15 protein-coding genes are annotated in these 18,962 nt (G+C 43.4%); 4 read left to right on the top strand and 11 right to left on the bottom strand.

The features are described from left to right. Positions 1-19: 19 nt before the first annotated feature. The 7 genes from J1N09_RS03450 to J1N09_RS03480 are packed head-to-tail and all read right to left on the bottom strand — an operon-like array spanning position 20 to position 9,873. The gene (locus J1N09_RS03450; protein WP_265198161.1) at positions 20-1,078 is read right to left on the bottom strand and encodes a cytochrome c oxidase subunit II; all 1,059 of its coding nucleotides are present in this window, start codon (positions 1,076-1,078) and stop codon (positions 20-22) included. 24 nt (positions 1,079-1,102) lie between these two features. Beyond that, positions 1,103-2,452 (bottom strand): quinol:cytochrome C oxidoreductase, encoded by a 1,350-nt coding sequence (locus J1N09_RS03455; RefSeq protein ID WP_265198162.1) that lies wholly within the window; start codon positions 2,450-2,452, stop codon positions 1,103-1,105. A 24-nt stretch (positions 2,453-2,476) separates the two neighbouring features. Further along, positions 2,477-3,157, bottom strand: a complete 681-nt coding sequence (locus J1N09_RS03460; protein WP_265198164.1) for a c-type cytochrome — start codon at positions 3,155-3,157, stop codon at positions 2,477-2,479. Then, positions 3,138-3,677: a DUF3341 domain-containing protein gene (locus J1N09_RS03465; protein WP_265198165.1), complete on the bottom strand. Its 540-nt coding sequence runs from the start codon at positions 3,675-3,677 to the stop codon at positions 3,138-3,140. Before J1N09_RS03465 ends, J1N09_RS03460 begins: the two co-directional genes overlap by 20 nt. 2 nt (positions 3,678-3,679) lie before the next feature. Next, positions 3,680-5,413 (bottom strand): NrfD/PsrC family molybdoenzyme membrane anchor subunit, encoded by a 1,734-nt coding sequence (gene nrfD / locus J1N09_RS03470; protein WP_265198167.1) that lies wholly within the window; start codon positions 5,411-5,413, stop codon positions 3,680-3,682. Between the two features lie 29 nt (positions 5,414-5,442). Next, entirely contained in the window at positions 5,443-8,505 is a 3,063-nt protein-coding gene (locus tag J1N09_RS03475) for a TAT-variant-translocated molybdopterin oxidoreductase (RefSeq protein WP_265198456.1), read from the bottom strand. 30 nt (positions 8,506-8,535) lie between these two features. Further along, positions 8,536-9,873 (bottom strand): c-type cytochrome, encoded by a 1,338-nt coding sequence (locus J1N09_RS03480; protein ID WP_265198169.1) that lies wholly within the window; start codon positions 9,871-9,873, stop codon positions 8,536-8,538. Positions 9,874-10,097: 224 nt separating this feature from the next. On the opposite strand from J1N09_RS03480, the gene J1N09_RS03485 reads away from it, so the two are divergent. After that, a complete protein-coding gene (locus J1N09_RS03485; RefSeq protein ID WP_265198170.1) occupies positions 10,098-10,502 on the top strand; it encodes an SPOR domain-containing protein in 405 nt (134 codons plus the stop codon). A 50-nt stretch (positions 10,503-10,552) separates the two neighbouring features. Here J1N09_RS03485 and infB read toward each other — a convergent pair whose 3' ends face one another. The 3 genes from infB to rimP are packed head-to-tail and all read right to left on the bottom strand — an operon-like array spanning position 10,553 to position 14,961. After that, complete coding sequence (gene infB, locus J1N09_RS03490) at positions 10,553-13,207, bottom strand: translation initiation factor IF-2 (RefSeq protein WP_265198172.1); 2,655 nt, start codon at positions 13,205-13,207, stop codon at positions 10,553-10,555. 53 nt (positions 13,208-13,260) lie between these two features. Beyond that, positions 13,261-14,493, bottom strand: a complete 1,233-nt coding sequence (gene nusA, locus J1N09_RS03495; RefSeq protein ID WP_265198173.1) for a transcription termination factor NusA — start codon at positions 14,491-14,493, stop codon at positions 13,261-13,263. 6 nt (positions 14,494-14,499) lie between these two features. Beyond that, entirely contained in the window at positions 14,500-14,961 is a 462-nt protein-coding gene (gene rimP, locus J1N09_RS03500) for a ribosome assembly cofactor RimP (RefSeq protein WP_265198175.1), read from the bottom strand. 366 nt (positions 14,962-15,327) lie between these two features. Between rimP and J1N09_RS03505 the strand changes: the two genes are divergently transcribed. The 3 genes from J1N09_RS03505 (at position 15,328) to J1N09_RS03515 (ending at position 17,728) form a co-directional block, all read left to right on the top strand. Beyond that, positions 15,328-16,149: a universal stress protein gene (locus J1N09_RS03505; protein ID WP_265198177.1), complete on the top strand. Its 822-nt coding sequence runs from the start codon at positions 15,328-15,330 to the stop codon at positions 16,147-16,149. After that, positions 16,149-16,751, top strand: a complete 603-nt coding sequence (locus J1N09_RS03510) for a hypothetical protein (RefSeq protein ID WP_265198180.1) — start codon at positions 16,149-16,151, stop codon at positions 16,749-16,751. Before J1N09_RS03505 ends, J1N09_RS03510 begins: the two co-directional genes overlap by 1 nt. 71 nt (positions 16,752-16,822) lie before the next feature. Continuing rightward, positions 16,823-17,728 (top strand): DUF6263 family protein, encoded by a 906-nt coding sequence (locus J1N09_RS03515; protein ID WP_265198182.1) that lies wholly within the window; start codon positions 16,823-16,825, stop codon positions 17,726-17,728. A gap of 13 nt (positions 17,729-17,741) precedes the next feature. Here J1N09_RS03515 and J1N09_RS03520 read toward each other — a convergent pair whose 3' ends face one another. Next, positions 17,742-18,953, bottom strand: a complete 1,212-nt coding sequence (locus tag J1N09_RS03520) for a metallophosphoesterase (RefSeq protein ID WP_265198183.1) — start codon at positions 18,951-18,953, stop codon at positions 17,742-17,744. Between the last annotated feature and the right edge of the window lie 9 nt (positions 18,954-18,962).

Consider the following 18,962-nt stretch of genomic DNA (forward strand, 5'->3'; position numbering starts at 1 on the left):
CTTTCTAAGCTAATTTTTTTTATTGTTTTAATACTGTTGCTAGGGTAGGTTGTTCTGCAATCCATTTGTTGAAGTCTTCTTCTTCTTCAACAATAATCTTCATTTGCATGTTATAGTGGCTGGTACCACAGATCTTATTACAAAGCAAAAGATAATCAAATTCGTACATTTCCAGTAACTCTTTACCTTCTACTGCCAGGGCGAGGTTATTTTCAGTTCTGATCTTGTTGATCTTGGCCACCTTTTCCTTCATTTCGGGATCTGCCCTCATATCGGCAGTCGTCATATTGGGAGTGAAGGCGAATTGGGTAATCATACCAGGAACACAGTTCATCTGTGCGCGGAAATGAGGCATATATGCAGAGTGTAATACATCCTGAGAACGCATTTTAAACAACACCTTTCTTCCTTTTGGAAGGTGAAGTTCGTTAACGATCTTGTCGTCCTGTGCATACGGATCGGAGGCATCTACTCCCAATTGATTCACACCCTCTATTAGTCTAACATTCGCTTCTCCCAAGGTGTTATCATCACCTGAATAGCGAGCTCTCCAGTCGAACTGGTATGCATACAATTCGATCACGAGCGGATCTTCATCGGCATCCACATTCATAATATCACTCCAGGTAAACAGACCGTAAATGATCAATCCAGCAAGTACAATTACCGGGATGATCGTCCAAATGAATTCCAGTCGGTCGTTGTCTGCGTAAAAAAGTGCTTTTTGTTTTTTCTGACCGCGATATTTGAAAGCAAAATAATGCAGTAACCATTGGGTAATGATTCCTACCACGAAGATAATAATCATCGAGATGAGGAAGAGCTGATCTGTTTGCAGCCCGTGTTCCGAGGCCGAAACCGGGAGAAGTACATCTCCCCATTCGTAGAAAGAAAATGCGGACAGGGCGTAGATGAATAGAACCATCGCCAGCATTAACCAACCCTGTGTATTATTATCCTTATCGTTAGCTATTTCCGAAGTATTCGTCGCGGGTCTGGACATCTCGAATATCTTACCCATTTGCATAACGGCAACTCCGAAAAGAATAATTACTAATACTACTAAAAATGCGGTCATCGTTATCTGTCTTCTATAATTTTATTAATAATGAAAATGTTTACTTTCCTTAACGAACGGATTATGTTTCGCGAGTAGCGGCGCCTTCGTAAGTGCCGTGAACACAACAAAAATAAACAGTCCAAAGAAAAAGAATAGTGATCCAAGTTCCGGAATACCAATAGACCATGAGGCACCTACGGTTCCAGGCATCACCATATTGAACACATCGATATAGTGTCCTGCAAGGATCACGATACCGGTAAGGATTACAAACCAGTTTACGCGTTTATAATCGCTATTCATGAGCATCAGTACCGGGAACACGAAGTTCATCACTACCATTCCGAAAAATGGAAGTTTATAATCCTCAATACGAGTAACAAAATACGTTACCTCCTCTGGAATGTTCGAGTACCAGATCAACATGAACTGTGAGAACCAAAGATACGTCCAGAAAATACTGAATCCAAACATGAATTTAGCCAGGTCATGAATGTGACTGTCGTTAACATGCTCCAGATAGCCTTTAGACTTAAGGTAAATCGTAACCATGGCAATCACCGTGATAGCGCTTACCATCATACCCGCGAACACATACCATCCGAATAGCGTAGAGAACCAGTGTGGATCGAAACTCATGATCCAGTCCCAGCTCATCATTGATTCAGTAACGATAAAGAATACAAGGAACATAGCTGAGGCCTTGAAATTCTTTTTGAACCAACGGTTATCCTCGGCATTGTCGTCACGGAGTGAGTTGCGTCTAGAAACCCATCGATACAGGTTCCAGCCTCCCAAGAAAATGACAGCTCTTATTAGGAAAAACGGCACATTAAGGAAGCTACTCTTCCCAGCGATAAGTTTATCGTAATGTTCATTACTAGGATCTACCAATTCTGGGTCCATCCAGTGGAATATATGATTAATATGGAAACCTGAAAGGAGTAATAATACTATGATGATAATAGATGCTACAGGTAAATAGGCCGTAATTCCTTCCATCACTCTAAATAGTACTGGGGACCAACCTGCCTGAGCCGCGTATTGAATTGCATAAAAGGCCAGCGTACCCAAAGCGATCATGAAGAAAAAGAAGGATGCAATGTAGAGTGCAGACCAGGGACGGTTCTGCATTTGATGCAACACGTGCTCATAGTGAGCCTCATCGTCATGAGCTGCTTCACCATGACTTGCTTCGCCGTGGCTATCGCCGTGTGAATCGGCCGCCACTGCGTGATCACCACCATGACCATCACCGTGGTCACTAGCCATCATTTCCTTTACTTCGGAAGTTGTTTTAGGAGCCATCATAAAACCGGTAACGATTCCAATAGCCCCAACTACCATAAAGATAATTGCGAACAGTTTTAATTTGTTGGGTAGCGTATACATATCTTTTACTATTCTCTTAATTCTTTAGTTAGCTTCTTGGTTTTCAGAACTCTCCTCTACTGTCTCTAGGATTGTTTCGAGTGACTCCTGAGCTTGCTCAGGGACAGTTTCGATTATCAATCCAGCCTCTCCTTTCAGAGCAGCTTTAAGATTCAGTACGTGCTGAGTAATTTGCCAGCGTTCCAATTCGTTCGTTTGAGAGGCATAAGACCCCATGGAGTTCAATCCGTACATTTGAACATGATAGATACTTCCTTCTGTAATATTTCTTCCCGGATCCGCATAACTGGGTATCCCAAGGAATTTCTCACGCTTCATGAGGATTCCTTGTCCATCACCTTTTTCGCCGTGGCATACTGCACAATAGATGTCATATAGTTCGGCACCTCGCGCCAGATTCTCCTCCGTTACAGGAAGTGTCATTGTAAGCTCTGCTCTTGCCAGTTCAAGGCCTTCGTTCGAGTCTTCGTAGTCGTAAGGCATCCAGCCTCTTGGAATGGATCCATCTACAGGAAGTTTTGCTTCCATTTCATTCTCGAATATTTCGTATTCACCGTAAGTATCGTAACCTACCGGTTCGTACATATTGGGCATATACTGGTAGTTCGGATTATTGGAATCAAAACAGGATACCATTGCCAGAGAAGCAATAATAACTATACTTATGTTGATCGCTTTCTTCATATTAGTGGTCGTCTTCGTCATTTTCAATTAAACTAATTTCCAATGCACCGGTGTTATACAGGAATTTTGTCATTTCATCCACGTCGTGGTTTCCGGTATCTATCGCCATCAGGAAATGATCGTCCGTAGTACGAACATCCGGATTTTCTGCTTTCTTAAACGGCCACAACTTACTTCTCATATAGAAGGTGATTACCATTAAGTGAGCGGCAAAAAATACTGTCATCTCAAACATGATAGGTACAAAAGCCGGCATGTTTTCCAAATAGCTGAAACTTGGCTTACCACCAATGTCCTGAGGCCAGTCCTGGATCATGATATAATTCATCATCACTATGGCTACAGCTAGTCCAACCAAACCATAAAGGAAGGAGGTGATCGCAATACGTGTGTCCGCAAGACCCATGGCTTTTTCAAGCCCGTGAACCGGGAATGGCGTATAGATCTCCTCGATGTGATAGTGCTCTCCTCTCACTTGCTTTACTGCATGGAGAAGGATATCATCGTCGTTATAAATAGCGTGAATCACTTTCGATGCCATAGCTATGAATTATTTTTTAGTTTATTAGCCTGACCTGCCCAATCGTCTCTTTTCGCTCTGCCTGGGAATTCATCCAGGATGCTGTCTAACAGGTCGTATTCTTTATCGGTCATTTTACTCACCTGTTCAAAGGTGTAGATACCTAGTTGATGTAATTTTTCTTCCATCTTCGGTCCTACTCCACTGATCAGTTTAAGGTCGTCTGCTGTTTGAGTTTCCGGATCGAAACTTCCGATACCACTCAACAGGTCTTGTATTTTTTCTGAATGATCCTCTTCCGAAGATGATTCTTTAGCCGGTGCTGGCGCTGAAGCTACTCCTTCTGGCATGGTGTAATGCTTAACATCATCACCGTGTTCTGCTCTCAATCTCTTATATCCTTCTCCTGAACCCTTCAGAATAGATTTTACCTCAGCCTGTGCAATTACCGGGAAGGTTCTCGCATACAACAGGAACAATACGAAGAAGAATCCGATGGTTCCGATAAAAATACCTATATCCACAAAGGTTGGTGAGAACATGGTCCATGAAGACGGAAGGTAATCACGGTGCAAGGATGTCACGATGATCACAAAACGCTCGAACCACATACCGATGTTCACCACAATAGAAATAAAGAAGGAGAACATGATACTTGTACGTAATTTCTTAAACCACATGAACTGTGGTGAGAACACATTACAGGTCATCATCGCCCAGTATGCCCACCAGTAAGGTCCGGTAGCACGATTCAGGAAGGCGTATTGTTCGTATTCCACTCCAGAATACCAGGCTATGAACAGCTCGGTAATATATGCTACACCAACAATAGAACCAGTGATCATGATCACGATGTTCATCAGCTCAATGTGCTGTATGGTGATATAATCCTCGAGATGCGAAACCTTCCTCATAATAATAAGGAGTGTTTGTACCATAGCGAAACCGGAGAAGATCGCACCCGCAACGAAGTAGGGTGGGAAGATGGTGGTGTGCCATCCAGGAATCACCGATGTGGCAAAGTCAAAGGATACAATGGTGTGTACCGAAAGTACAAGAGGTGTAGCTAAACCGGCAAGAACCAATGAAACCTCTTCAAATCGTTGCCAGTCTTTTGCTCTACCACTCCATCCGAAGGATAGTATGCTGTAAACTCTTTTTGTAAATGGTGTAATAGCCCTGTCGCGGATCATAGCGAAATCCGGCAGCAGTCCGGTCCACCAGAATACTAATGAAACCGATAGATAGGTTGAGATCGCAAATACGTCCCAAAGCAGTGGTGAGTTAAAGTTTACCCATAGCGAACCAAATTGGTTAGGGATAGGTAATACCCAGTATGCTAACCATGGACGACCCATGTGTATAATTGGGAACAATCCCGCCTGGATCACCGAGAAGATAGTCATCGCCTCAGCGGAGCGGTTGATTGCCATTCTCCATTTCTGACGGAATAGAAGTAGTACCGCTGAGATCAGTGTTCCCGCGTGACCAATACCTACCCACCATACGAAGTTAGTGATATCCCATGCCCAGTTTACCGTTGGATTAAGACCCCAGACACCAATACCAGTGGAAATGGTGTAAATGATACATCCAACTCCCCAAAGGAAAGCGGCCAGTGATATTCCGAAAACGATCCACCAGGCTCGATTCGCTTTTCCTTCAACCGGAGCAGCTACATCCACCGTTACATCGTGGTACGACTTTTCTCCAAGAACTAAGGGTTTTCTAATAGGTGCTTCGTAATGCGACGCCATATTTATATACTATTACTTAGTTGGTTATTTTATGATTCTTTAGTGTTTCTCACCTGTGTCTGATACATCACGTTAGGCTTGGTACCTACCGCTTCTAACAAGTGATACATTCTATCGTCTTCTGTTTTCTCGTAGATCACACTATCATGGTCATTCACATCTCCGAAAACAATCGCTCCCGTACTACAAGCAGATGAACAAGCTGTTTTGAATTCTCCATCCTTAATAGGTCTTCCATCACGCTTGGCATCCAAAATGGTCTTTTGAGTCATCTGGATACACATAGAACATTTCTCCATAACTCCTCTCGAACGAACTACCACATCAGGGTTCAGTACCATTCTACCAAGGTCGTTGTTCATGTTGTAGTCAAACTCATCGTTCCCTACATATAGGAACCAGTTGAATCGACGTACTTTATAAGGACAGTTGTTCGCACAGTATCTCGTACCCACACATCGGTTGTACGCCATGTGGTTCTGACCTTGACGACCATGAGATGTGGCAGCCACCGGACATACTGTCTCACATGGAGCGTGGTTACAGTGCTGACACATAACCGGCATAAAGGCTACCTGAGGATTCTCAGAAGCCTGCTCTAATTCAGCAAACTCAGATAGTGAACTACCCAGTCCGGATATATTATCTTTTTTATCAAAGTCATCTGCAAAGGATTCCTGACTCGAGTAATATCTGTCTATACGCAACCAGTGCATATTTCTACTCTTTCTCATTTCTGCCTTACCTACCACAGGAACGTTGTTCTCTGCATGACAAGCGATCACACAAGCACCGCATCCGGTGCAGGCGGTAAGATCGATGGACAGGTTAAAGTGGTGTCCAAGTGAACGGTCGAATGAATCCCAAAGGTCAGCATCGGGCGATGTTACAGGAATTTCCTGGTGATCTTTGGAAACCATTGGCATTGGGTTCCAAACCTCAGCATCCTTTGTATTGAATATCTCTAAAGTGGTCTCACGAATGATATCGCGACCCATCATTGTATTCTGTAATTGTACACAGGCGAATTCGTGAATTCCTTCAGCTTTACTAATGCTCACGTTTCTCACAACAGGATTGAAGTTGTTGTAGAGTGTAAAGGCATTAACTCCTGTCTGCATTTCTTCCTGAATGGCGTGTGTCTTACCATACCCCAAAGCCAATCCAACAGACCCTTTCGCCTGCCCTGGCTGGATGAGTACCGGTACTTTTTCAATTGTCACATCTCCTACCGAAATATTGGCGTAGCTTCCGTTCAATGCACCGTTGGCCACATTGAAGTTTTCAAATCCAAGTGTAGCAGCATCGGCAGCTGAAACAGTAAGGTAGTTGTCCCAGGTAGCACGCGAAATAGGATCGGGCATTTCCTGGAGCCAAGGGTTATTGGCCTGCTGACCGTCTCCCATTGAAGTTTTAGTGTATAGAGTAAGCTCCATTCCACCTTCCTGAGCATTTGTGAGCATTGCTCCTTCTGAAGTAGCACTTTCTAAAGCATTCAGAGTAGGAGAAGTTTCAAGAACTTCCAGTTCTACATCGCTGGCGTAAACACCATCCTGAAGTGCCTGATTCCATGAAGCTCCGCCTAAAATGTTGGTTTCCCAATTCTCGCGAAGGTATTCGTAGTATGTTTTTGAATTTTCGGTCCATTTCAGAAGACATTCCTGGAATTGTCTTGTATTAAATAGTGGGCGAATAGTTGGCTGTGTCAATCCAAAGCTTCCCTTTTTCGTTTGAATATCTCCCCAACTCTCAAGGTAGTGAGGAGTCGCTGCCACCATTTTTGCTAAAGAAGCGGTTGCATCTTCCTTCATGGAGAATGCAATCGACATCTCAAGATTCTTGTATGCATCTGCAAAAGCTGCATTCGGGAAGGAATACACGGGATCCACACCTACGGTAATCAAACCTTTGATACTTCCTGAAATCACACCGTTCATCACGGCAGTTACTTCAGCAGTATTTCCCATGGATGTAAGTCGGGGTTTTGCCGAATCCATAGCAACACTTCCTTTTGCGTCGTTGTACTCAAGTACTGCTGTTTGTGCTGCAACCGTTGAAATCCCGGTTACGATCACCCCGTTTGTACCCGCTGCGTCAAGTTCAGCCTTCGCTTTGCGAACGGCTTCTGCAACATTTTCAGGAAGACCAGACATGCTGCCACCGGTCAACGCTCTTAGTACAGCTTCCTGTTCTGATGGAGTAACGGGTACTCGAACATCAGCATTGGCTCCAGAAAGTGTCATATTCGCTTCGAACTGGAAGTGACGTGACATTTTTCCGTTCTTCGGATTACGGTTTTTAATATATCCTACTGAATAACCACCGCCTTGCCAATCGCCAAGGAAATCGGCTCCTACGGAAACGATTACATCAGCTTTACCGAAATCGTAATCTGCTAAACCGCGGCTTCCGTATTTTCTTTGGTATGCATCGGCAGCTTCCGAAGAAGAAACCGTATCGTAGACAACATGTCTTACGTTAGGATATTGTGCAATAAACTCCTGTATAAGTTTTGAAGTAGAAGGGCTTGCAAAGGTTTGTGTGAGTAAGACAACTTCTTTATCGGTCATCTGACTCATAGTCGCTACCACACCGGCATCTATATCTTCCCAGCTTGCTTCTTCCCCGTTAATTGTAGGGTATTGAAGTCGGTTTTTGTCGTAAAGCGACAATACCGAGGCCTGAACACGAGAGTTCACTTCGCTGCCTTCAGCCAGATTGTTGTGCTCGATCTTGATAGGACGACCTTCACGGGTTTTTACAAGGACATTGGCGAAGTCGAAACCATCACCAATAGATGAAGCGTAGTAATTTGCAACTCCTGGTACGATCTCATCTGGTGCCACCACATAAGGGATGGATTTGATCACCGGTCCTTCACATGCAGCAAGTGATGCCGCCGCCGTTGTGAACCCAACATATTTTAAGAAATCGCGTCGTGTGGTTGATGATGCTTCCAGGGTTTCTTTGTCCCCAAGGAAATCATCCGTTGGAATTTCCTCAACAAATTCGTTTTGTTTCAGCGTCTCAACAATAGGGCTATTTTCTTTCAGCTCCTCAACACTTTTCCAGTATTTCTTGTTTGATGCCATATGATTATCTGAAGTATTATTCATTCAATTTTAGTAGTGACACTTTCCGCATTCAAGTCCTCCCATTTGGGCAATGGTAAGCTTGTCAACTCCGTATTTCTTTGAAAGTTCTTCGTGTACTTTTGCGTAGTATTCGTTTCCTTTGAGATCTACGTTGGTCTCCCTGTGACAGTTAATACACCATCCCATAGTAAGAGGTGAATACTGGTACATGATCTCCATTTCCTCAACCGGACCGTGGCAGGTCTGACATTCAACTCCAGCAACAGTAACGTGCTGTGAGTGGTTGAAGTAAGCAAAGTCTGGCAGGTTATGAATTCTAACCCACTTCACTGGCTTTTCTTCTCCCGTATAGGATTGAGTGGTCTCATCCCATCCTACTGCCTCGTATAATTTCTTTATCTCCCCGGTGTAGAATTCTTTGGTGTAACCATTCTCTAGATCCTCTTCACCGTTGTATTGGTTAATGTTCTTGTGACAGTTCATACAAACATTCAATGAAGGAATCCCTGAATGCTTACTCTTTCTTGCAGAGCTGTGACAATAGTTACAGTCAATTTCGTTGTAACCAGCATGAATTTTGTGAGAATAGTGAATAGGCTGAATAGGCGCATAACCTTCATCCAAACCTACCTGCATCATCCATCCGTAGGCGAAGTATGCCGAGCCTAATAACAGTAGAATCGCCGTCACAAAAACAAGGAACTGGTTGTGTACAAATGCTTTCCAAATAGATGGTCGCGCTTCTTTTTCTTCGTACTCAACTCCATTTGCTTCCGCTATTCTGCGTAAGGTTTTAGACACTAGCAGTAGCATAACTACTAACAATAAGAACACTAAAGCAAGGGATGCAAGAATAATGTTGTTTGTTGCGGTGGTATCTCCTCCGCCTCCTCCATCGGTTGGCCCTGTAGTTGCTGCCGTAGGTACGGGCTTGGGCGTGTAGGTGTAAGCGAGGATGTTATCGATGTCCTCGTTGGACAAGGCAGGAAAAGCCTGCATCACCGATTGGTTGTACTCTTCGAATATCTTTACCGCATCCGGATCTCCCGCTTTTACAAGTTCCTGGCTATTCTTGATCCAGGCGTATAGCCATTCTCTGTCGTATTTGTCACCCACTTCGAACAATGGTGGTCCTACAGCCCTGTCGTACAATTTGTGACAGGCAGCACAATTCGCATTGAACAGCGTCTTACCGGCTACAGGGTCACCTCCTAGATCGGCTGCAATGTCTTCCGCGGCAGCTTCTTCCGGGGCAGCCTCAGCAGCTTCTTCCTGGGCGTATGTGGTTGATGAAAACGTTAGCATCAGGGCTAACAATAGAAGTGACAGTTGGGATAGTAGTTTACGTAACTTCACCATTATCATACAGTTGGTTTATTATCATCCATAGTTTGGCACGTAATTCGATGTGAAATAAAGCGCGATGAACACCGTCTTCCGAGCCTAAAATAACTGTGCAAAAGTACGGTATAAGATCGATTTTGAAAATCTAAACAAAGTGTTAACCACTAATTTATAATTATTCTAAATAATAAAATTCAGCATTGTAAAGTTTATTAGATTTACATTTGCATTCAATACAATTATCCATGAGATCGCTACATATTTATAAATCATTTATTTTCAGCCTTTTATTTATTTTATTTTCTGAAATTTCACTGGGACAGCAAGCGACAGTGACGGTAAATCAGGACAGTCAGATCCCGAAATTACTAATGCTGAAAAAAGGACTTGAAAAGGACAACAAACTTAGCGACGGATACACCATACAACTGTACTATGGAGAACTCAATAAGGCGAATTCGGTGATCCGAAAATACCGGAATATCTACGCGAATTGGCCCGCATCCATAGAATACGAAACACCAAACTACAAGGTTTGGGTGGGGAATTTTGCAACCCGTCTCGAAGCAGACAGGGCATTGATTGAAATTCAGAAGGATTTTTCTTCGGCCTTCATCCTCAAACCCGAACGAAAGAATAATAAGGGTTAAATAAAAAGGCGACCCGAGGGTCGCCTTTTTTATTGTTAGTCATCTAAGATTTACAACTTCTTCTTTACCTCAACTTCCTGAAAGGCCTCAACTACATCGCCCTCTTTAATATCGTTGAAGTTCTTGATCTGCATTCCGCAATCGTAGCCTTTAGCCACTTCTTTCACATCATCCTTGAAACGTTTCAGCGAAAGCAGCTCTCCTGTGAAGATTACAACACCCTCGCGGATGAGGCGGATTCCGGAATTTCGGAAGATCTTTCCTGAAGTCACCATACAACCTGCAATAGTACCCACTTTCGAGATCTTGAAAGTCTCGCGGATCTCTGCCGTTCCGGTTATCTCTTCTTTGAGTTCCGGAGAAAGCATACCTTCCATGGCATCCTTAAGGTCGTTGATAGCATCGTAGATGATCGAATACGTTCTGATATCGATCTCCTCTTTTTCGGCTATCTGCCTGGCGTTCCCCATCGGGCGAACGTTGAAGCCAATAATAACCGCATCGGAAGCAGAGGCAAGCAGCACATCACTTTCGGTGATGGCACCTACTCCTTTGTGAATGATATTCACCTGTATCTCTTCCGTGGTAAGTTTCAGGAAGGAATCCGTTAAGGCTTCCACGGAACCATCCACATCCCCTTTCAGGATTATGTTCAGTTCCTTGAAATCTCCAAGGGCAATTCGTCTTCCAATTTCATCCAGGGTAATATGTCGTTGTGTTCTCACAGATTGCTCACGCTGCAATTGGGTACGCTTGGTAGCAATATCCTTAGCTTCACGTTCATCTTCAAACACATTGAATTTATCTCCTGCCTGAGGCGCACCATCAAGTCCGAGTATGGAAACAGGTGTGGACGGTCCGACCTTTTTGATCTTATTACCACGTTCATCCTGCATGGCTTTTACTTTACCACTATGCTGACCTGCAAGTACGTAATCTCCAATTTCTAAAGTTCCGCCCTGAACCAGAACGGTAGAAACATATCCCCTTCCTTTATCCAGGAAGGCTTCCACTACGGTACCGTAGGCATTTCTGTTCGGGTTGGCGGTAAGCTCGAGTAATTCAGCCTCAAGTAATACCTTTTCCAACAAATCATTCACTCCCTCACCCGTCTTGGCTGAAATATCATGAGACTGGATCTTTCCTCCCCAGTCTTCTACTAACAAGTTCATATTGGCAAGGCCTTCTTTTATCTTCTCCGGATTCGCAGTTGGCTTGTCAACTTTATTGATCGCGAATACTATAGGCACCCCTGCTGCCTGAGCGTGGCTGATGGCCTCCTTGGTTTGAGGCATAATGTCGTCATCCGCAGCGATCACAATGATCACCAGGTCGGTCACCTGGGCTCCACGCGCACGCATGGCGGTAAACGCTTCGTGACCAGGTGTATCCAGGAACGCAATTTTTTGCCCATTTTCCAGGGTCACCCCGTAGGCACCGATGTGCTGGGTAATACCCCCTGATTCACCGGCAATTACATTTTCCTCACGAATATAATCAAGTAAGGAGGTCTTTCCGTGGTCAACGTGTCCCATAACGGTTACGATCGGAGCACGTGGCTTGAGATCTTCCGGAGCATCTTCTTCCTCCTGAATAGCTTCTTCAATATCGGCTGTAACAAATTCTACCTGGTAACCGAATTCATCGGCAACAATAGTTAAGGTTTCTGCATCCAGACGCTGGTTCATGGTCACCATCATTCCCAGTGACATACAAGCCGATATCACCTGGGTTACAGGCACGTTCATCATGGTTGCTACTTCACTAACAGTAACAAATTCCGTTACTTTTAGCACCTTGCTTTCTGCTTCCTGCTGAGCCAGTTCCTCTTCCGATTTCTGGCGGTGGATATCACGCTTTTCTCTTCTGTACTTGGCGCCTTTCCCTTTGGAAGATTTCCCTTGAAGTTTTTCAAGGGTCTCCCGCACCTGCTTTTGCACTTCTTCTTCGCTGGGCTCTTCTTTAGGCACATTACTGCGTCCTCTTCGCCCTCGTTTATCACGTCCGCCTCCTACACCTTTAGAAGGTTCTTTACTGATTCTTCTTCTTCGGCTCTTTCTTTCTTCTTTTTTGGGTTCTTCCTTTTTCTCGGCTTTCTTTTTCTCTGGCTTTTTAAATTGAGAAAGGTCGATCTTCTTACCTGTGAAATTAGGCCCGTCGAGCTTCTGATATTTTGTCTCTTCTACAGTAGATTTTTTAGGAGCTTCCTCTTCGGTAGTTTCGGCTGGCACTTCCGGCTCCTTTTTTGTTGGCTTTTCTTTTGCCTTCTTCTCTTTGGCCGGCTTTTTCTCAACTTTCTCAACAACCTCTTCGGTTACGGCTTCAGCAACTTCCTCTACTTTCTTGACTTTCTTATCCTCAAGATCGATCTTCCCAACTTGTTTTGGGCCGTCCAATTTGGCTTCGGCTTTAATAATTTTCGAGGCTTCCTTCTTTTCCTTCTGCTCCAATTCCTTTTCACGGGCAAGACGCAGCTCTTCCTTCTCCTTCCGCTTTTCCTCTCCTACTTCTTTGGAAGCTACTTTCTTACTTTTGTCTGTCTGGAATTCATCAAAAAGCACTTCATACTCCTCGTTGGTGATCTTGGTGGTAGGACGTGCCTCCACCTCGTAGCCTTTGGAACTCAGAAATTCCACGGCACGATCCAGCGAGATGTTGAATTCGCGAAGTACTTTACTCAGCCTCATTGTTTTTACTTCAGCCATAAACTATGCGTTCTCCTGATTTTAATTGCGTATAAAAGTAGTTAATCTTTTTACTACTCTTCAAATTCTTCTTTCAATATATTTATTACATCCTGAATGGTCTCTTCTTCCAGATCGGTGCGTTTTACCAGATCTTTAATATCGTGCTCCAGGACACTCTTGGCCGTATCCAGACCAATCTTATGGAATTCATCGATGATCCATTCTTCGATCTCATCGGAAAACTCCCTTAATTCTACATCTTCTTCGGCACCTTCCCTCAACACGTCGATCTCGTAACCGGTGAGCTGTCCAGCCAGTCGTATATTATGCCCTCCTCTACCAATCGCCTTAGACACTTCTTCGGGCTTAAGGATCACCTCAGCTCTTTTCGTCTCTTCATTGATATTGATCGCCGTAACCCTTGCCGGGCTCAAGGCTCTTGTGATGAACAGGTTGAGGTTGTTCGTGTAATTGATCACATCTATATTCTCGTTCCCAAGTTCTCTCACGATACCGTGGATCCTGGATCCTTTCATACCCACACATGCCCCAACTGGATCGATACGATCGTCATAAGAGTCCACTGCCACTTTCGCCTTTTCACCCGGGATTCGAACTACTTTCTTCACGGTGATGAGTCCGTCGAAAACTTCGGGTATTTCCTGCTCGAATAGTTTCTCCAGGAACAATGGATTAGCGCGAGACATTATAATGGAAGGCTTGCTTCCTTTAAGTTCCACACTCTCTATTATTCCTCTCACATTATCTCCTTTTCTGAAGAAATCCGATGGGATCTGCTTATCCTTCGGTAAAATGATCTCGTTTCCATCATCATCCAGCAGAATTACCGCACGGTGGCGAATATGGTGCACTTCGGCAGTGTAGATCTCTCCTTCAAGCTCCTTGAACTGCTTATAAATATTAGTATTATCGTGCTCGTGGATCTTAGAGATCAGGTTCTGGCGCAGTGCCAGGATAGATCTTCTTCCAAGGTCTACCAATTTTACTTCTTCGGAAACGTCTTCACCAACTTCAAAGTCATCCTCGATCTTTCTCGCTTCGCTAAGAGAGATCTCTTCGTTAGGATCCTCTACTTCACCATCGGCTACTACAATTCGGTTTCTCCATATCTCGAGGTCACCCTTATCCGGGTTAATAATGATATCGAAGTTATCGTCACTTCCGTATTTCTTTTTCAAAGCGTTTCTGAAAACGTCTTCCAGTATCGCCATCAGCGTTACTCTGTCAATTAGTTTGTCGTCCTTAAATTCAGAAAAAGACTCAATCAACGCTAAATTTTCCATGTCATACTAATTAAATGTTACCATCACTTTTGCTTCAACAATATCGCTATAGGGTATCACCGCCTCTTTCTGAACGGTTACTTTACCTTTTCCAACGGGTTTGGGTTCGCGGGCTTTCCATTGCAGGGTGATCTCATCATCACTCACATTCACCAGGCTGCCTTCAAATTTTTCTTCTGAAGTTTTAACCTTAAGCTTTCGCCCAACGTTCTTTTGGTACTGTCTAACCATATTCAAGGGTTCCGAAACTCCTGCCGACAGCACCTCCAGTGAGAAATCATGTTCTTCGCGGTCGAGATTATGTTCGATGGCCCGGCTTATTTCGATGCAATCCTGCACTTTTACGCCTTCATCTCCATCGATGATCACTCGTATCTGGTTTGTTTCTGAAATACTCAAATCGATAAGAAACAGTTCCGGCCTTTCTGCCAGGGCATCCGCTAATAATTCTTCTACTTTTTTCCGCATCACTTTTGGCTATAAAAAGAGGGGACTTTTTGTCCCCTCGGTGTATTAGTACCAAATGTGGTGCAAATATAATGTAAATCTGTAAGTTGCGCAAGCCAGGTGGCTTGTATGTTAGGATTTTGTTGTGTTGATTCATAATTCCATTTATTTGCCAGGGCATTTGATTTGCTCTTCCCAGGATTGAAGCAAATAGGAAAAATGTGATAAAACCCGTTTGGGGAAAGTATAAGCTAATTACCGAATCTTAAAGATATTGAATATAAGTATTATAATTCCACTTGCTGTAAGACTTGTTTCAATTGCTGACTTCGGTCAATAAAAATCATGCAATATTTTGTACCTTTAACGTTCTAACACATTCCTGACATGAAAAAAATTCTAGTCCCTACCGATTTCTCAGATCAAGCTGAAAACGCCCTGAAAGTGGCGGCCAATATGGTAGCAAACAACGGCGGGGAGATTTATCTCCATCACAGTGCTGAAATTCCATTACACCTCGCCAATTCAGGAGAGACAAGGAGTTTGCCGGAAGCGATTTACTTTATCAGACTTGCTGAAAAAAAGTTCTCAGAACTATTGAAAAAACCATATCTCCAGGATATCAGAATACACGAAACAATTGGTCATGGTGAGATCTACGACGACGTAAAAGTAGCCACATACCGAAATGATATAGACCTGGTAGTAATGGGCTCACACGGTTCGAGCGGTTTTAAGGAAATGTTTATTGGAAGTAATACTGAAAAAGTAGTACGAACATCCGATATTCCTGTGCTCGTAATAAAGAACGTACATGAGGATTTTATCATCAAAGACTTCGTGTTCGCAACCGATTTCTCCGAAGAATGTCGTAAACCCTTTATGGAAGCCCAAAAATTCGCTAAAGCTGTGGATGCACACATGCATCTGCTGCTTATCAATACACCGAGCGGATTTAAAACAACAGCCGAAGCCCGTGAGCTCATGGAGAATTTCGTTCGCGGAACCGCTGCGGAAAACTATTCCCTGAATATTTACAACGACACTACCGTTGAAAAGGGTATTTTAAATTTCGCTAAGGATATTCAGGCGCAACTTGTCGGTATGAGCACACATGGCCGGAAAGGTCTTTCTCATTTCTTCAATGGCAGTATCAGCGAGGATATGGTGAATCATGCCAACATGCCAGTGATCACATTTAAGATCTGATGAAACTCCCTATTGTTATCATGGGATTTCTTTTCTTGATTAATTGCGGAACTCCTGCACCCAAGTCTGAAAATGAAGACATTATTAAAAAGGATACGGTGACGCAAAAGCTTCCGCCCGTTGAAGAGATCACACTCCCCAAAATTCCTGAAAATGCTGTAGCCGCGAACTATAGATCCGGCTCACCTCCTTTTTACGGATATGTAGAAGACGTGAACTTTGTAAAGGCTACTACTACCATTAATTTTCAAGACAATCTCGCACCTGTGCTTGTTATTGAGGAAAGCTATGGGGCACAAATTGATTATTTGAGATTCCCTGAATTCAGAAGTGATCTGTTACTTGTTACTTCAGTAATCAAGGATCCAAATTTCAATAAGTATTATTTGTATGAATTCCGCGGAGATTCCTGGAAGGAAATAGTAAATGGCTGGGCCATCCACAAAGACAACCAGCCCGACACCCTGCAACCTATTTCTGTAAGCGTACGAAAACCAAATCACATGCATCGTTATTATTCGGTTTTCGACCTGGATAAAGAAAGTGAATTAGGCTATACTTGGCGCTTACTGGAAGAGACCATCCCGATTATTAAAGAGTGATGACCGTCTCAAATTCAGGTAAACGAACATTTTATTATTTAAACTTATCTTCGGCAAAAATTTAAACCCAAATGAAAAAAACAACAATTCTACTGTTATTCGTACTTGCCAGCACTTCACTGTTTGCACAATCCATAAAATACACCTTTAAGGTCGGAGAGAAGATCAACGTTGAACAAATCGCTAACATACAGGTGGACCAGGATCTCATGGGAATGAAAATGGGAATGACTACTATAATTTCCAATTCACTTATCATGGAGGTTGAATCGGTCGAGAATGAGGTTGCGAAAATAAAGTCATGGTATAAAGACGTATCTATGGATTTTAATATCGGTATGGGAGAAGGATCTTCTCAGGAACTCCATGTAACTTCTGAGGAAGCTCCTTCCGAAGAGGGATTAATGGAAGCTCATTATCTTGTGAAGAGTATGGTAGATGAACCATTTTTCATCCACCTAAAAAGTAACGGCACTATTGTTAAGATTGACGGAATAGATGTACTGGAAGCAAAGATGAGAGCGGCTGTAACCGATGAAGCAATACTGAAAGATCTCGGAAAAGATTTTAGCCAGGAGAAGCTTCGCGCAGATTTTGCCCGATTTTTCGTTCCCTACCCTTCAAAAGAGATCAAACAAGGAGATAGCTGGACATCGCTCATTACCATCCCAGATCTTCAACTTATTGATGGCGAACAAACCTGGAAAGTTGATAACATTGACAGCCAGAATAATACTGTCGAGGTGATCGCCAACGTAAAGGGTATAAAACTTGACAAAAAAGAGAACGAGGTAGAAATGAATCTCGGCGGTGATATGAATACCATGTACACGATAGACGCCAAAACGGCCTGGCCAAGTCTCATCACAATGAAATCGGATATGGATGGATCTGCCACGATGAATCAGGATGGTGAAGAATACACATGGCCCGTGGAAATGAAAATGAACTCCACGATCACCATGAAAAAGATGTAATTTATTCTTTCCTTCAATTAAGTTCTAGTAATGTGATCTCGGGCCTCATCCCAATTCTACCCGGAAATCCCATCCAACCCAAACCGCGGTTTACATATAGGTATTGGGATTCATTGCTATAGAGTCCCGCCCAGTGCTTGTATTTAAATTTGGCCGGACTCCAGTGCCTGTTCCTGTATCGGAACCCAGCTTGTAATCCATGTGTATGGCCGGAGAGGGTTAGGTCTATATCGGTATTGTAAACCACTTCTTCAGACCAGTGAGTGGGATCATGAGACATGAGTATTTTGAAATCAGCACCATTAGCTCCACTCAGTGCCTTGGACAGGTCTCCGTACTGCCGAAATGGTGGTTTCCCCCAATTCTCAACACCAACTATCGCCAGGCTATTCTGTTCCTCAGTTTGCAGGCAGGATTCATTCCGAAGTAATATAAACCCTGTGTCTTCGTAGAATTTCTGAATGAGAGAGAAATTTTCCGCTTTTTCTTCAGGGGTCACCCACTCACTGTAATCACCGTAATCGTGGTTTCCAAGTACCGCGTATTTTCCTTTCTTCGCATCCAGTTTACTGAAAGCTTCCTGCCATCCGTCCAGCTCCCAGGCATAATTATTCACGAGGTCACCCGTAAACAATATGTAGTCCGGTTTCAGCTGGTTTATCTTTTCGATCGCCCTGTCTAAAATATGATACCTCCGATTAAAACTTCCGAGGTGAAGATCTGAAATGTGCACAATGCGCAGTCCTTTAAAGGCCTGTGGTAAGTTTTCAAATTTAATCTGCTGCTTTACTGTTCGGAAGCGATATACGGAAACAAAAATTGCATAAAGAATGACCATAAAAGGAATCACCCCTGAAATGAGGCCAAGAATCGGCACAACAAAGACCGAAACACCTTCAGAAAAAACAAAATGCAGGGTATACAAAATGGAAATAACCAATACAAAGATCACCTTGGGTGCAAAAGAAGAAACGGTAAGCCCGTAAAGAGAAGTTACCAGGCGATTACGTCTTTCTGCGCTAATACTATCGAGCCTTAGTTTTAATACAAGTATCGCACTGATAAGTCCAAAGGTAAAGAACCAAAACAGCACATCAACAAGCGTCTGAAGTGTTGGGGATAGATGTAATTCCGTGATTCTGCTGAGCCAGTAATAACTAAGTAAATCAACCAGCAGAATCGCCAGGCAGAGCAGCACGATCGTAAATAACGAATACCTTCTCATAGTTCATTC

It is taken from the genome of Aureitalea sp. L0-47, from assembly GCF_026126405.1.
In the GTDB taxonomy this organism is placed as follows: domain Bacteria; phylum Bacteroidota; class Bacteroidia; order Flavobacteriales; family Flavobacteriaceae; genus Pukyongia.